This is a genomic window from Megasphaera sp. UBA4382, assembly GCF_002391155.1.
In the GTDB taxonomy this organism is placed as follows: domain Bacteria; phylum Bacillota; class Negativicutes; order Veillonellales; family Megasphaeraceae; genus Megasphaera; species Megasphaera hexanoica.
The window spans coordinates 13,268-29,529 of sequence record NZ_DGRS01000064.1; the positions used below are offsets into that span (position 1 = coordinate 13,268).

At 49.6% G+C, this 16,262-nt stretch carries 12 protein-coding genes; all 12 read left to right on the forward strand.

Annotation, left to right across the window (positions count from 1 at the left end; genetic code table 11):
- Positions 1 to 147: 147 nt before the first annotated feature.
- The 12 genes from dpaL to B4H10_RS07720 all read left to right on the forward strand — a co-directional run bounded on the left by dpaL (position 148) and on the right by B4H10_RS07720 (position 16,262).
- Positions 148 to 1,356 carry a diaminopropionate ammonia-lyase gene (dpaL, locus tag B4H10_RS07665; RefSeq protein ID WP_059076418.1) on the forward strand — a complete coding sequence of 403 codons (1,209 nt, stop codon included), beginning with the start codon at positions 148 to 150 and terminating at the stop codon, positions 1,354 to 1,356.
- Between the two features lie 65 nt (positions 1,357 to 1,421).
- On the forward strand, positions 1,422 to 2,735 hold the full coding sequence (locus B4H10_RS07670; RefSeq protein ID WP_200817445.1) for a YgeY family selenium metabolism-linked hydrolase: 1,314 nt from the start codon (positions 1,422 to 1,424) through the stop codon (positions 2,733 to 2,735).
- Positions 2,736 to 2,793: 58 nt separating this feature from the next.
- Positions 2,794 to 3,990 (forward strand): knotted carbamoyltransferase YgeW, encoded by a 1,197-nt coding sequence (gene ygeW / locus B4H10_RS07675; protein ID WP_113856464.1) that lies wholly within the window; start codon positions 2,794 to 2,796, stop codon positions 3,988 to 3,990.
- A gap of 192 nt (positions 3,991 to 4,182) precedes the next feature.
- Positions 4,183 to 5,133, forward strand: coding sequence for a carbamate kinase (arcC, locus tag B4H10_RS07680; protein WP_059076421.1), 951 nt, complete (start codon positions 4,183 to 4,185; stop codon positions 5,131 to 5,133).
- 15 nt (positions 5,134 to 5,148) lie between these two features.
- A complete protein-coding gene (locus tag B4H10_RS07685) occupies positions 5,149 to 6,480 on the forward strand; it encodes a uracil-xanthine permease family protein (RefSeq protein ID WP_292018576.1) in 1,332 nt (443 codons plus the stop codon).
- 114 nt (positions 6,481 to 6,594) lie between these two features.
- The gene (locus B4H10_RS07690; protein WP_059076423.1) at positions 6,595 to 7,365 is read left to right on the forward strand and encodes a formate/nitrite transporter family protein; all 771 of its coding nucleotides are present in this window, start codon (positions 6,595 to 6,597) and stop codon (positions 7,363 to 7,365) included.
- A 261-nt stretch (positions 7,366 to 7,626) separates the two neighbouring features.
- Positions 7,627 to 8,958, forward strand: a complete 1,332-nt coding sequence (gene ssnA, locus B4H10_RS07695; protein WP_113856461.1) for a putative aminohydrolase SsnA — start codon at positions 7,627 to 7,629, stop codon at positions 8,956 to 8,958.
- Positions 8,959 to 8,977: 19 nt separating this feature from the next.
- A complete protein-coding gene (ygfK, locus tag B4H10_RS07700) occupies positions 8,978 to 11,488 on the forward strand; it encodes a putative selenate reductase subunit YgfK (protein WP_292018577.1) in 2,511 nt (836 codons plus the stop codon).
- Between the two features lie 84 nt (positions 11,489 to 11,572).
- Positions 11,573 to 13,057 carry an NCS1 family nucleobase:cation symporter-1 gene (locus tag B4H10_RS07705; protein WP_170087068.1) on the forward strand — a complete coding sequence of 495 codons (1,485 nt, stop codon included), beginning with the start codon at positions 11,573 to 11,575 and terminating at the stop codon, positions 13,055 to 13,057.
- Positions 13,030 to 14,430 carry a dihydropyrimidinase gene (gene hydA, locus B4H10_RS07710; RefSeq protein WP_292018578.1) on the forward strand — a complete coding sequence of 467 codons (1,401 nt, stop codon included), beginning with the start codon at positions 13,030 to 13,032 and terminating at the stop codon, positions 14,428 to 14,430. The genes B4H10_RS07705 and hydA overlap by 28 nt, the downstream gene beginning before the upstream one ends.
- Positions 14,431 to 14,442: 12 nt before the next feature.
- Positions 14,443 to 14,919 carry a nucleoside deaminase gene (locus B4H10_RS07715; protein ID WP_113856457.1) on the forward strand — a complete coding sequence of 159 codons (477 nt, stop codon included), beginning with the start codon at positions 14,443 to 14,445 and terminating at the stop codon, positions 14,917 to 14,919.
- A gap of 29 nt (positions 14,920 to 14,948) precedes the next feature.
- A complete protein-coding gene (locus B4H10_RS07720; RefSeq protein WP_113856456.1) occupies positions 14,949 to 16,262 on the forward strand; it encodes a cytosine permease in 1,314 nt (437 codons plus the stop codon).

Genomic DNA, 16,262 nt, shown 5'->3' on the forward strand with positions numbered 1-16,262 from the left:
CCTAAAAAAAATTTAGCTAACATCTTGCAAAAATGGAAAATCATGATATACTTCTAAGTATACAAAAACTTTTTGATGAGCAAAAATATTTTTAGTAAAAGAAATGGGCTTTCAGGAACAGATAGCACGACAAGGAGGATGAATACCATGGCAGATACCATGAAATGGGTCATGAACCACATGCCCAAGACGGAAGATAAAAATCTTCCCATTATGTCCGTTGAAGAAGTCAAAAAAGCACGGACCTTTCATCAGAGCTTTCCCCAGTATAAGGAAACGCCGCTGACGAAACTTCCTAAGATGGCTGCATATTTCGGCCTCGGTTCTCTTTTCGTCAAAGATGAATCGTACCGTTTCGGCCTCAACGCATTCAAAGTATTGGGCGGGTCCTATTCCATGGCAAAATATATTGCCAAAGAAACGGGAAAAGATGTATCGGAACTGCCCTACGATGTACTGACATCAGATAAGCTCCACGATGAATTTGGCACGGCCACGTTCTTTACGGCAACAGACGGAAATCACGGCCGGGGCGTAGCCTGGGCAGCGAATAAACTGCGTCAGAACGCTGTCGTACATATGCCGAAGGGGACGACACAGACCCGGTTGGAAAATATCAGGAAACTCGGTGCCAAAGTCGATATCCTTGATCTCAATTACGACGACTGTGTACGTCAGGCTGCAAAAGAAGCATCCGAAACGCCGCGGGGCGTCATCGTACAGGATACGGCATGGGACGGATATGAAGAAATCCCTTCGTGGATCATGCAGGGTTATGGCACAATGGCCATGGAAGCTGCCCAGCAGTTAAATGAACAGGGAATAGACCGGCCGACCCACGTATTCGTCCAGGCTGGTGTCGGTTCGCTGGCCGGTGCTGTCGTCGGATTCTTCTCCAACCTCTATAAAGATAATCCGCCCGTATTCGTCGTCGTCGAAGCCGAAGCAGCGGCCTGCCTTTACAAAGGTGCCGCAGCCGGTGATGGCAAACCGCGCATCGTCGATGGGGACATGCAGACCATTATGGCAGGGCTTGCCTGCGGGGAACCCAATACTATTTCCTGGGATATCCTCAAGAATCACGTCAAGATGTTCGTTGCAGCGCCTGACTGGGTGGCAGCCCAGGGGATGCGCATGCTGGGAGCCCCGATTAAAGGCGATCCGGCCATCACATCCGGTGAGTCCGGCGCAGCTCCCTTTGGAGCTTTGTCGGTTCTCATGACCAGCGATGACTGTGCCGATGTCCGCAAAGAACTGGGACTGGATGAAACAGCCAATGTCCTGGTCTTCTCCACCGAAGGTGATACGGATCCACAGCGGTATAAAAACATTGTCTGGAAAGGCCTCGATAAATAACGAGTGAAACATAGTATACAGGATAGTACCTATATTTTCATGAAAAGGAGCAGTACAACATGGCACTGGATTACAGCAAAATCAAAGAAGCCGCAAAGGGCTACGAAAAAAACATGACAAAATTCTTACGGGAAATCGTACAGTATCCCGGTGAAAGCTGCGATGAAAAAGCTCATATCGACCGGATAGCACAGGAAATGCGGGCTCTTGATTTCGATAAAGTAGAAATCGACCCCATGGGCAATGTCCTCGGTTACATGGGCAGCGGCAAGACACTCATCGCATTTGATGCCCATATCGATACGGTAGGCATTGGCAACAAGGACAACTGGGAATTTGATCCGTACAAGGGTTTTGAAACGGAAACGGAAATCGGTGGCCGTGGTACATCTGACCAGTGCGGTGGTATTGTATCGGCTGTCTATGGCGCCCGTATCATGAAAGACCTGGGTCTCCTGTCTGATAAATACACCGTTCTCGTTACCGGTACTGTACAGGAAGAAGACTGCGATGGTCTCTGCTGGCAGTATATTATCAAAGAAGACGGCGTCCGCCCGGAATTTGTCGTATCGACTGAACCGACAGATGGCGGCATTTATCGTGGCCAGCGGGGCCGTATGGAAATCCGCATCGATGTCCAGGGCGTATCCTGCCACGGCAGCGCTCCCGAACGCGGTGATAATGCTATCTATAAGATGGCCGATATCCTTCAGGACGTACGGGCTCTCAACGAAAACGACGCTGCTGACAGTACAGAAATCAAAGGCCTGGTCAAAATGCTCGACAAAAAGTACAATCCTGAATACGAAGAAGCTAATTTCCTCGGCCGTGGCACTGTTACGTGCTCCCAGATTTTCTACACATCGCCAAGCCGCTGTGCTGTTGCTGACTCCTGCGCCGTATCGCTGGACCGCCGTATGACCGCTGGTGAAACATGGCAGAGCTGCCTCGATGAAATCCGGGCACTGCCCAGCGTCAAAAAATACGGTGATGATGTCAAAGTCAGCATGTATGAATACTCCCGCCCGAGCTATACGGGCCTGACTTATCCTATTGAATGCTATTTCCCGACCTGGGTCATCCCTAAAGACCACAAGGTGACCAAAGCCATGGAAGAAGCCTATACGAACCTCTTCGGCACGACGCGTATCGGCTCGGCTGAAACGGAAGCAGAACGGAAAGCACGCCCACTGACCGATAAATGGACCTTCTCGACGAACGGTGTCACCATTATGGGCCGCAACGGCATCCCCGTCATCGGCTTCGGCCCTGGCGCAGAAGCACAGGCTCATGCGCCTAATGAAAAGACATGGAAACAGGATCTCGTCACTTGCGCCGCTCTTTATGCAGCCCTTCCCAGTGTCTACACCAAAGACTAATTGATGTATACTATACAGTGTCTATTATTATAGTATTTGCCAAAAGGAGAGTATCATTATGGAAAAGAACTTGCAGTATTATTTAGACCAGCTTAAAGCCCTCAATTTCAAGGATATGTATGAAAACGACTTTTTCCTCACCTGGAACAAGACCGATGACGAACTGAAAGCCGTCTGGGTCCTTGCCGACGCGCTCCGCTATATGCGTCAGCACAATATTTCTACCCGCGTGTTTGAAAGTGGCCTGGGAATCTCCATTTTCCGGGACAACTCGACCCGTACCCGCTTCTCCTTTGCATCGGCCTGCAACCTCCTTGGCCTGCAGGTACAGGATCTGGATGAAAAGAAGAGCCAGATTGCCCATGGCGAAACCGTCCGCGAAACGGCTAATATGATTTCCTTCATGGCCGATGTCATCGGTATCCGTGATGATATGTATATCGGCAAAGGCCATGCATATCAGGAAGAAGTCGTCAAATCCGTTACCCAGGGGTATAAAGACGGCATCCTCGAACAGAAACCGACGCTGGTCAACCTCCAGTGTGATATCGATCATCCGACGCAGTGCATGGCAGATGCTGCCCACATCATCAATACCTTTGGCGGTATCCAGAATCTGAAAGGCAAGAAAATTGCCATGACCTGGGCCTACTCTCCGTCCTATGGCAAACCTCTTTCGGTACCGCAGGGTGTCATCGGCCTCATGACCCGTCTCGGCATGGACGTCGTGCTGGCTCATCCGGAAGGTTATGAAGTCATGCCGGAAGTAGAAGAAGTGGCTAAGAAAAATGCCCAGGCTTCTGGCGGTTCGTTCCGTGTAACCAATGACATGGCCGACGCATTCAAAGATGCCGATGTCGTATATCCCAAGAGCTGGGCTCCTTTCAAAGCCATGGAAAAACGGACGAAACTCTATGCCGATGGAGATCAGGCCGGTATCGATGCCCTGGAAAAAGAACTGCTGGCCCAGAATGCACAGCATAAAGACTGGTGCTGCACGGAAGACCTCATGAAGACGACCAAAGACGGCAAGGCCCTCTATCTGCACTGCCTGCCTGCCGATATCAACGGCGTCAGCTGCAAAGATGGGGAAGTCGAAGCGTCCGTATTCGACCGTTATCGCGATCCTCTTTACAAAGAAGCCAGTTACAAACCGTACATCATTGCCGCTATGATTATGCTTGCCAAATTCCAGAATCCTGTAGAAACGTTGGAAGCACTGGCAAAACGCAATACGCCGAGAAAAATGAAATAAGCCTGTTTGTTGCTTTGTGAGCCTGATGAGGTGCCGATCCATCCGGGACCGGCACCTCATCTGTCTTTTCAGGCTGTCCTATTGGGCATCAGGCGTAAAGCGAAGTGTACAAATTCCGCTTCAGGCCTGAGGCCCCATAGGAAGTGAAGAATATACCGGTGTGATACTTTTATATATAAAGGAAGGAACGATATGGAACAGAAAAAGAAACGGATCGTCATCGCCCTGGGCGGCAATGCCCTGGGAAATACGCTCCCCGAACAGATGAAGGCTGTCAAGATTACAGCCAAGGCAATCGTCGATCTTATTGAAGAAAACTGTGAAGTCATTGTATCTCATGGCAATGGCCCGCAGGTCGGGATGATCAATAATGCCATGGCAGCACTCAGTCGTGAAAACCCGGCCCAGCCCAATACGCCGCTGTCAGTCTGTGTCGCCATGAGCCAGGCTTATATTGGCTATGACCTGCAGAATGCCTTACGGGAAGAATTACATAACCGGGGAATCAAAGATATTCCGGTTGCTACTATGGTGACTCAGGTACGGGTTGACGAAAAGGATCCGGCCTTTGAGCATCCATCCAAACCGATTGGTCATTTTATGACAAAAGAACAGGCTGATTTCGCAGAACAACATTACGGTTATATCATGAAAGAAGACGCCGGCCGCGGCTACCGCCGCGTCGTTGCCTCTCCCCAGCCACAGGAAATCATTGAAATTGGGGCAATCCGGACTCTCGTCGAATCGGGGCAGGTCGTCATTGCCTGTGGTGGTGGCGGGATTCCTGTCATGTGCCGGGGAAATCACCTGAAAGGTGCCAGCGCCGTCATCGATAAAGATTTTGCCAGTGAACTTATGGCAGAAAATCTTGATGCCGATTATCTGATTATCCTCACAGCCGTTGAAAAAGTGGCAATCCAATTTGGAAAACCGGACGAACAATGGCTGGACGATCTGACGACAACCGATGCGCGCCGCTATATACAGGAAGGCCAGTTTGCTCCTGGTTCCATGCTGCCCAAAGTACAAGCGGCTGTCCGTTTTGCCGAATCCAAACCAGGTCGTACGGCCCTTATCACTCTTTTGGAAAAGGCAAAAGACGGCATTCTTGGAAAAACGGGTACGCATATCCATATGGGATAAGGAGGGCGGACTATCATGCCAGAACCGGACTCTAAAAAGCGTGCACTCTCCTTATTCGAACTCAACGGCAGGCCGCCTTTCCGCGTTGCTCTGCCTATTGCCCTGCAGCATGTCATTGCCATGATTGTCGGTTGTGTCACGCCGGCCATTATCATTGCCGGTGTCGCTCATTTGTCGCCGGCAGACAGTGTCATTCTGATTCAGGCATCCCTTATTGCGGCAGCTATTGGCACAGCATTGCAGTTATTTCCCATCGGACCGCGCAGCGGGATTCATCTGGGAGCGGGACTGCCTGTCATCTTTGGCGTCAGTTTCGCCTACGTACCGAGTATGCAGGCTATTACAGAAGAATTTGGTATTGCTGCTATCTTCGGCGCACAGGTCGTCGGTGGCTTGGTCGCAATCCTGGTGGGGCTTTGCATCCGCCGGATCCGCCATTTCTTTCCTCCTCTCGTAGCCGGAACGGTCGTTTTTACAGTCGGACTCTCATTATATCCTATCGCTATTAATTATATGGCCGGCGGAATCGGACAACCGACCTATGGCCAATGGCAGAACTGGGTCGTGGCCTTATTTACGCTGGGCGTCGTCACCTTTTTCACCCATTTCGGCAAAGGAAGCCTGAAACTGGCATCCATTCTCGTCGGTATGGGAGCCGGGTACATCCTTTCTCTCGTACTGGGCATGGTAGATTTTACCAACGTAGCCAACGCCGGTTATTTTGAGGTGCCGCGGATCATGCACTTCGGCATAGAATTTGATGTGTCAGCCATCGTCGCTATCGCCATACTGTTCGTCATCAATTCTATCCAGGCTATCGGTGACTTTTCGGCAACTACATCGGGGGCCATGAACCGCCTGCCAGAAACGCAGGAACTGCACGGAGCATTGCTGGGGCTGGGCGCGACGAACATCCTGGGGGCCTTCTTTGGGTTCCTGCCTACGTCTACCTATGGACAGAATGTCGGCATCGTTACGACGACGCGGGTCATCAATCGTCACGTCCTGGGCATGGCAGCCTTCATTATTCTCATTGCCGGCCTTTTCCCGAAATTTTCTGCGCTCCTGACGACGATTCCCTATGCAGTCCTCGGCGGGGCGACCGTATCTGTATTTGCCTCTATTGCCATGACCGGTATCAAACTGGCCCTTTCAGAAGGGACCAGTCCGCGCAATACGGCTATTATCGGACTAGCCGTGGCTATGGGAATGGGCCTTTCGGCAGCGCCGGCCACATTAGCGCTGTTCCCGGCCTGGGTGACGACGATTTTTGGCAAGGCTCCTGTCGTAGCGGCATCCCTTATAGCTATTACGCTCAATCTCCTCATACCTAAAGAAATCAAATAAGAAAAGACAAAGGTGTCCCGTTATGGTTCCGGCCGCAAAGGGGCACTTTTTGACCGTGTAAACTGATGCGGTTGTGGTATAATAAAACTATCTTGATGGTGTGAAGGTGATACGGTGTTTCAGGAAACGTATGATGCCTCAGCAAAAAGTGCGGCAGCTAAGGTACGGTTTTTAAAAGACAATCCTATAGGATACGTGATGGCTTCCCTTCTGGGCGGAGCCTATTTGGGATTTGGTATATTGCTGACCTATACGATCAGCGGTTTTTTGGGAGACTGGCCGGCACGGCATATCATTATGGGAGCATCTTTTGGCGTTGCCCTGAGCCTGGTCATCATTTGCGGAGCAGAAATGTTTACGGGAAATGCCTTTGTCCTGTACAATGGCCTGAGGCGTAAATTGATTTCTATTAAAGATGTCCTTTGCCTCTGGGCGGTCTGTTACGGCGGAAACTGGCTGGGAGCGGTTATATTATCCCTGCTGTTTTATGGTGCCGGTTATGATACGGGCACGACGGCGGAGGCGATTACCGAAGCAGCAGTCATGAAAATGAGCCTGCCGCCGCTGGAGCTTTTTTTCCGGGGCATCCTCTGCAATATCCTCGTCTGCCTGGCCATCTGGAGCAGTTTCCGCTGTCATTCCGATGCAGGTAAATTGATTATGACGTTTTGGTGCCTGTACGTATTTTATACACTGGGGTTTGAACACTGTATTGCCAACATGACTGTCATGACGCTGGCGATGCTGCTGCCGGCTGCGCCGGATATTACCCTGGCCGGATACGGGTATAATCTATTCTGGGTGACACTGGGAAATATAGCCGGGGCGGTTTTCTTTTTGTCTATTCCCTACGGATGGGCCGCCTATGGCAGAAAATATCAATAATATCATTGCACGGCACTGGCGCCGGACTATCGCTCCGTCCAGGCCGTGCTTTTTTATGCCCTAAATGCATGATTTCGTGTGAATTATACAGATTACTAAATAAATGTTAGATAATCTAAAAAATATTTGACACACATACAAATAAAATGCTAATATGTTTTTAGATACGGGAACGGCAAATGTACTATTATAAAAATGCATATAGAATACAAGAGCTGTCCGGATAAAGGGATGCCGGGCAGCCGGAATGGAGGATACGATATGTTACTTCTTGGAAATGGTACGGTTGTGACGCGTACGAAAGAACGTGGACTGATTCATGATGGAGCCGTAGTTATGGACGGCGGTATCATCTGTGATATCGGACCGCTGCCGGCGATGCGGCAGAAGTATGAACAGGCTGACTATATAGATGCCCATGGCGGACTGATCATGCCGGCTTTTATCAATGCCCATGAGCACATTTACAGTGCCATGGCCCGCGGCCTGGCTATCAATGGATATGCGCCCAGGGGATTCCTCGACATTCTCGATGGTCTCTGGTGGAATATCGACCGGCATCTGACCAATGACCTGACCTGGCTGAGTGCCGTAGAAACGTATATGGAATGCATCAAAAACGGCGTGACGACGATTTTTGACCACCACGCCAGTTATGGTGAAATCAAGGACAGTCTGTTTACGATTGGCGATGCAGCACGGAAGATGGGCGTCCGCTCCTGCCTGTGCTATGAAATTTCCGACCGGGACGGCAGGGACAAGGCAAAAGAAGCGGTGCTGGAAAATGAAGCCTGGATCCGGTATGCCCAGAAAGATACGACAGACATGCTCGCCGGCATGATGGGAATGCATGCCCAGTTCACCATCAGTGACGAGACGATGGAACTGGCAGCAAATCATAAACCATCCGGGGCAGGATACCATATCCACGTGGCAGAAGGTATTGAAGATTTGCAGGACTGCCTGAAAAAATATGGCAAACGCATTGTGGACCGGCTCTATGACTGGGATGTCCTGGGACCGCACAGCCTGCTGGGGCATTGCATTTATATCAATCCTCATGAAATGGACCTTCTGAAATATACGGATACGATGGTGGTGCACAATCCCGAATCTAACATGGGAAATGCCTGCGGATGCCCGCCGACGATGGAACTGGTACATCGCGGCGTCCTGACCGGTCTGGGTACGGATGGGTACACTCACGATATGATTGAATCGTACAAAGTGGCTAATGTACTGCACAAACATCATCTTTGTGATGCCAATGCAGCCTGGACAGAAGTGCCACAGATGTTGTTTGAAAACAATCCGAAAATCGCATCCCGGTATTTTAAACGGCCTCTTGGCGTCTTACAAGAAGGCGCGGCGGCCGATGCCATTGTCGTCGATTACATACCGCCGACACCGCTTACGGCAGACAATGTCAACAGTCACATCCTCTTTGGGATGAACGGCCGCCATGTCGTGACGACCATAGCTAGTGGCAGAGTCCTCATGAAGGACAGAGAGTTACTCGTTTGTGATGAACAGGAAATGATGGATAAAATCCGCACGGGGGCAGCTGAACTTGCCCGGCGGATCAATGGATGACAACGAAAGGAGAAAGACGATGAGCGACAGAATGTATTCACTGCCCTTTGAACATCTTATGAAATGGCTCTTGGGAGAGCGTCATGTTAAAACTGTGTACGGCGTACATCATTTATATAAGGCTGATCCGTCCCGTACCTATACGATATTTGACCGCAAACTGGAAACACCGTTCGGTCCGGCGGCCGGCCCCCATACACAGTTGGCCCAGAATATAGCCGCGGCCTATGCGGCAGGTGCCCGTTTCTTCGAACTCAAAACGGTACAGACTCTCGACGGGGAAGACCTGCCTGTGGCTAAACCGTGTATCCACGCCGACGATGAATGCTACAATGTTGAATGGTCTACCGAACTGACAGTGCCCAAGGCCTTTGAAGAATATGTCAAAGCCTGGTTCCTCCTCCATGTCCTGGCCAAAGAATACGGCCTGGGATCTGTGGATGGGTTCCAGTTCAATATGTCTGTCGGATATAATCTGGAAGGAATCAGCAGCCCTAAGATTGATGCGTTCATTGAAGGATTAAAAGAGGCATCCCAGACGGCAATCTTTCAGGAATGCCGGGACTGGCTCCTGGGTCATATCCATTTGTTCCAGAATCTGACGGCCGAAGACGTACAGGCGATTCCCGGAACTATCTGCAATTCCGTGACCGTTTCCACCATGCATGGCTGTCCGCCGGAAGAAATCGAACGGATTGCGACCTATCTCCTGACGGAAAAACATCTCAATACGTTCGTCAAATGCAACCCGACACTTCTGGGATATGAGTTCGTCCGTAAAACGATGGATGAACTGGGATATACCCACATGGCCTTTACGGACCGTCATTTCCAGGATGACCTGGCTTATAGCGATGCCGTACCGATGCTGCAGCGCCTGCAGAAACTGGGAAAAGATAAAGGACTCCTGTTCGGTGTTAAACTGACTAATACGTTTCCCGTGGACATCAAAGGGGGAGAATTACCGGGCGAAGAAATGTACATGTCCGGCAAGCCTCTGTTCTTCCTTTCCATGAATGTAGCGAAAAAGCTGACAGATGATTTTTCTGGCAGCCTGCGTATTTCCTACAGCGGCGGTGCTGATGCCTTCAATATAAAGAATATTGTAGACACCGGTATCTGGCCGGTTACGGTGGCAACTACCCTGTTAAAACCTGGCGGCTATGAACGACTGTCCCAGATAGCGGGCGGGTTCCACAGAGACGATGCACCTTCTTTCTGCGGTGTCGATGGAGAAAAGATCCGAAATATTCTGGACCGCGCCCGGAAAGATGCGTATTACAGACCGATGCCCCGGGTGCGCCAGGAACGCAAGAATGACCAGCCTCTGCCGGTCATGGACTGCTTTATGGCTCCCTGCAGCGATACCTGTCCCATCCATCAGGACATCCCGGCTTATATGACTCTCGTCAGGGAAGGTAAATACAAGGAAGCGTTGGAAGTCATCCTGGAAAAGAATCCCCTGCCTTTTATCACCGGCACGATTTGTTATCATACATGCATGAACAGCTGTACCCGCAATTTCTATGAAAGTCCGGTGGAAATACGGCGTAATAAGCTCATAGCGGCAGAAAACGGATACGACGCCGTCATGGCAGAACTCGTGCCGCCAGCAGGAAACGGCAAAAAGGCGGCTGTTATCGGTGCAGGCCCGGCGGGGCTGTCAGCCGCGTATTTCCTGGCCCGTGGTGGCGTCGATGTCACGGTTTTTGAAAAAAATGATGCGGCCGGCGGCATGGTCCGCTCCTTCCTCTGTGATAAAAAAGGACAGATTACAGCCGATGCGATTGATAAGGATATTTCCCTTGTTGAAAAAATGGGCGTCCATATCGAAACGGATCACGGCATCGGGCAGTACGATGAGCTGGCTGATTTTGATTATGTGCTGGCGGCCTGTGGCGTCAGGGGACTTGTGGGCGCTGCCAGACCGGCAGATATTCCGGGACTGATTGTCATCGGGGACGGTCACTATGGAAAGACGACGTCTGTCGTAGAATGTATTGCCGATGGAAAGCGGGCAGCTGAAAACATCCTGCACATGCCCGTCAGTGTCGCTACGGAACTGGCCGCAGACGGAGAGACTGTTTATGCCCAGCGGGGACAGCTCAAAATGGTTCCCGGAACCGGATGTGACGGGCGCTGCCTGCAGTGTGATGCTATCTGCGAAGTCTGTACGGAAGTCTGTCCTAACCGGGCCAATATGGTAGTACAGGTTCCGGGACTCATGCACCATCAGATCGTTCATCTCGATGCTCTCTGCAATGAATGTGGGAATTGCCGTTCTTTCTGTCCCTGGCAGGGGGCTCCGTATAAAGATAAACTGACGATATTCCGGACGCAGGCCGATATGGATGACAGCACCAATCCGGGCATCCTCCTGATTCAGCCTGAGACCGGCCGTTTCCTCGTCCGCCTGGACGGTATGGCAACAGAGTATACCGTTGGTGAATCGGGTACATCTGTATTGGAAGAGCCCGTACGGAAATTGATCGATACATTATTCCATGATTATTCCTATGTGTTATGGTAAGCGCGGTGATATCTCGTTTATCCTTTTCTAATTGCGATATAGTATATGCGCAAAAAAGTGTATATGTTTTCGGAGGCGATTTTTATGAATCCCTATCAGGAAGAAAACGATGGCATTGTCAGCCTGACCGATGCCGGAGTGAAGGAAATTCAGGCTCACAAAAATTTTTACAGTGATGCGACGAAACCGATTCCCCGGGAAAAACGGGACTGGCATATGAAGGATATGGCCAATCTCTGGATCGGCATTATCGTATCCGTTGCCGTTTATCAGGTAGCCAGCGGCCTCCTCGTGGCCGGCATGACCTGGTATGAAGCACTGCTTACCATCGTCCTGGGTCATACGCTGGTCATGGCCGTCGCCATGATCATCGGCCACTACGGCGTCAAATACGGCATGAACTATGCCATGCTGGGCAAGGCGATTTTTGGTCAGAATGGATTATGCGTGCCGGCTATCATCCGTGGCATCCTCGGCATTTTCTGGTTCGGCGTCCAGGCATGGATTGGCGGCCAGGCGACGAGTATTATTATTTCTACTGTTTTTCCTGCCTGGGGTGATTTGGGATTTCCGGGACTCTTTATTTCCTTCCTCATCTTCTGGGCACTCAACGTCTACATTGCCGCGTCCGGCAATAAAGCCGTCAAAATCCTGGAAGGTATTTCAGCCCCGGCCCTCATTGCCATGAGCCTGATCGTCATCGTCTGGGGGTTATCGACGGCCGGATGGAGCCTCGATACGCTGCTCAGTGCCCAGGTCGTGCAGGCCCGCGGCGATACGGATTTCTGGACGCTGTTCTGGCCGGCCCTTTCCGCTATGATCGCCTTCGATGGCGGTATTGCCCTGTCCATGCCGGACTTTACGAGAAGCTGCGTCAATCAGAGAGCCCAGATTGTCGGCCAGATCATCAGCGCCCCAGTCATGACCGGATATATTGCCTTTGTCGGCATCTGCGGTACAGCTGGTGCCTGGCTGGCCTTCGGTAAAGAAATCTGGGAACCGGCCGTCCTCGTCGGCTGCTTCCCCAGCCCGATTATCCGGCTTATCTTCTCCCTGTTCATTATCATGGCCATCCTGACGACCAACGTTGCCGGCAACCTGATTCCACCGGTCAACATCGTCGCTTCTTATGTCAAAGGCCGGTTCAGCTACCGGAAAGTGGCTATCTTCGTCGCCTTCCTGTCCCTGTTTGCCCAGCCGTGGAATTCTCTTTCCAGTGCCTATCATCTGATTTTTGATGTCACCCAGCTCCTGGGCGCACTGATTGGACCGATTTCGGGCATTTACATTGCCGCCTATCTCTTTGAATATCACACAGACCTGAGCATTGTCGATGCTTATATTGAAGGACCGGGCAAATATTTCTATTCTAATGGATGGAACATCCGGGCTATCGTCATCATGCTCATCTTTACGGCGATCATATTTGCCGGCAAATGGGTACCGGCCCTGAGCCCGCTCTTTAATAATGCCTATGTATTTGGTACACTCGGCGCTTGTATTACCTACGCCCTGGTTTGCAAGTTGGGAGGTAATTCATCATGCAATACGTCATCAAAAACGGAATAGTTTGTCTCGAAGGACAGCACGTCAGGACCGATTTGAAAATTAACGGCGGTATCATAGAAGAACTGGGAAAGGGAATCTATCACGGTTCAGAAGAAGTCATCGATGCCGATGGTATGTACGTCTGCCCGGGCGGCATCGACCCTCATACCCACATGGATTTGCAGCAGTCTCCCAAATACCGGGCCTGCGATACCTTCTATACAGGCGGTATCGCCGCTGCATGCGGAGGGACGACGACGATTATCGACCATATGGCCTTTGGCCCTGTAGGATGTTCGCTTCATCATCAGTTCGACGTCTACCGGAAACTGGCGGCAGACTGCCCGGTAGATTACAGTTTCCATGGCGTATTCCAGCATGTCGATGCCGATATACTCAAGGAACTGGGATATATCATCGATGAAGGCTTCCCCAGCTTCAAAGCCTATACGACATACGGATTTCCCATTACAGAACCCCAGCTCATGCCTATCCTGCGGGTCATGAAAGAGCACCACGGTCTGCTCACGGTTCATGCAGAAAATGACACCATTACCAATACGCTGCGCAAGGAACTAAAGCCTGATGAATTGCTGCCCATCGGGCAGGCCCTGACGCGTCCCAACATTGCCGAAGCGGAAAGTGTCAATATGCTCCTTTCCGTCGCCCGTGCCGACGGAGATGCACCGGTATACGTAGTCCATCTCTCGGCTCATGAAAGCCTGGATCAGGTACGGCTGGCCCGCAGGGAAGGGCAGAAGAATATTTATGTTGAAACGTGCCCTCAGTACCTGCTCCTGACAGAAGATAAATTCCGCGATGGCGGTCCCGAAGAAGGCATCAAATACATGATGGCGCCACCACTGCGCAAGAAAGAAGATAATGAAGCCATCTGGCAGGGACTGCGCGACGGATCGGTACAGGTCATCGCCACCGATCACTGCCCCTTTACGGAAAAGGAAAAACTGGAAAATGTTGCTGATTTCCGGAATTGTCCCGGTGGCGTTTCCGGCGTGGAAGAACGGATGCCGCTCCTGTTCAGCGAAGGCGTCCTGAAAGGACGGATTTCACTGGAACGATTCGTACAGACTACCAGTACTAATGCGGCAAAAATATTCGGACTCTACCCGAAGAAAGGGACTCTCATGCCGGGCAGTGATGCCGACGTCATCCTCATCAATCCGGCGAAAACACACACCTTTGGCAGGGATACGCTGCATACAACCTGCGGCTATTCTCCGTATGACGGCATGACCACCGATTGTGCCATCGATCTTGTCATGCTCCGCGGTCAGATCATAGCCAGGGACAATACGTTTACAGGCCAGAAAGGCTATGGAACCCTGCTGCACCGCAAACGCACCATTGCCTATGAAGACATTGTAAGAGAATAAAAGGAGATAGTTATGAAACATTCTCATGAATATTATTTGGAAAAAGCGATAGAAATTTCTAAAGAATCCCGTGCTGCCGGCAATACTCCTTTTGGAGCACTGCTGGTAGGACCAGATGGTGAGATTCTGTTAAAACAGATTAATGTGGAAATTACACAACATAAATGTACGGGTCATGCAGAAACACAATTGGTAGAAAAAGCATCCATGAAATATGACAAAGCTTTCTTATGGAACTGTACATTGTATACTACGGTAGAACCCTGCAGTATGTGTGCAGGGGCGATGTATTGGGCTAATATAGGGACTGTGGTATATGGATTAGAAGAAAAAGAGCTGTTGGCTATGACCGGTTCCAATGAGCAAAATCCCACATTTAATTTACCATGTCGAAAAATCTTTGCAGCCGGGCAGAAAGATATTACAGTCATAGGGCCATTTCCTTCACTGGCGAAAAAAATTGCAGAAGTTCACAATGGATATTGGTAATATAAATTTTTATTAGGGAGGAAGAACCAATGGATAAAAAGAGGATTCAAGCAGATTCTGAATATTCCCGTTGTGCAGTGCCATGCTCCGCACGTAAATCTTGTTTCAGTTTAACGATTGTTTGGACTGGTTTTGTCTTTTTGGTTACAAGTATGATGGCCGGTGGAGGGCTGGCATCGGGACTCAATTTTACAGAACTAATTATTGCAATGGTATTAGGAAATTTGTTTTTGTGTGTTATTGCCGCCCTTGTCAGCGTTATTGCTTATAGAACAGGCCTTACTTTTGCTTTATTAACCCGATATAGTTTTGGGAATAAAGGATCCAAACTTGCTTCTCTTTTTGTCCCCGTCGTAAACTTAGGATGGTACACTATACAGGCTTCTTTATACGGACACTTTATTGCCCAGGTGTTTGATTTAGGAACAATAGGCGAAGGAATTGCAATGATGTCCAGTGCTATTGTAATGGGTATCTTTGCAGTCCTGGGTATTAAGGCCATAACTATTTTTGGATACATTGCCATCCCGTCCATTGTATTCTTGTCTTTGGGCACAGCCATCCGTTCCATCTATTCTATTGGAGGTTTGCAGGCATTATGGATGTATGAACCTGAAGTAGCTATTGAATTATTATCGGGCATTACTATTGTTATTGGAACGTGGATTCTTTCCACAGCAACGTGTATTGCCGATATTATGAGATATGGGAAAAGTGCAAAAGATGTCATTATTGCCAGTATAATTGGACTTTTAGGCGGTAATACATTAATGATTATTTGTGGAGCAGCATCATCTATTGCTATGAACGATAGTGATTTGGTTGTCATTTTGTTGGGCTTTGGGCTGGTATTTCCCAGTATTTTGCTCCTAACAACAAATATTTTTACAACTAATGCAGCAAATCTTTATTCTACATCTTTAAATTTAGCCAATGCTTTTAATATGGATCGTAATAAAATGCTGGCAGGGCTTATTATTATTTCTGCAGCAGCCACATTGACGCAGCCATATAAAATATCCATGCTTTTTACATTCCTTAATGTATTAGGAGTTATTGTACCACCTTTATGTGGGATTATTTTAGCAGATTACTATATTGTGCATAAAGGTAAATACATCCCATTCCATGCAGCTTCTTTTCAGGATTGGAATTGTATTCCCTGGTTGTCATGGTTGGTTACTCTGGTAATTTTATATGTTTTTCCGGTAGGCCTTCTTTCTTTAAATGGCCTTATATTAGGTGCTTGTATTTATGCATCGGGAATGTTACTTAGCCATAAACGTGTTACTATAGCGGAAAATGAAACAAACATAATGGAAAATGGCACAGGAGGTAATTAA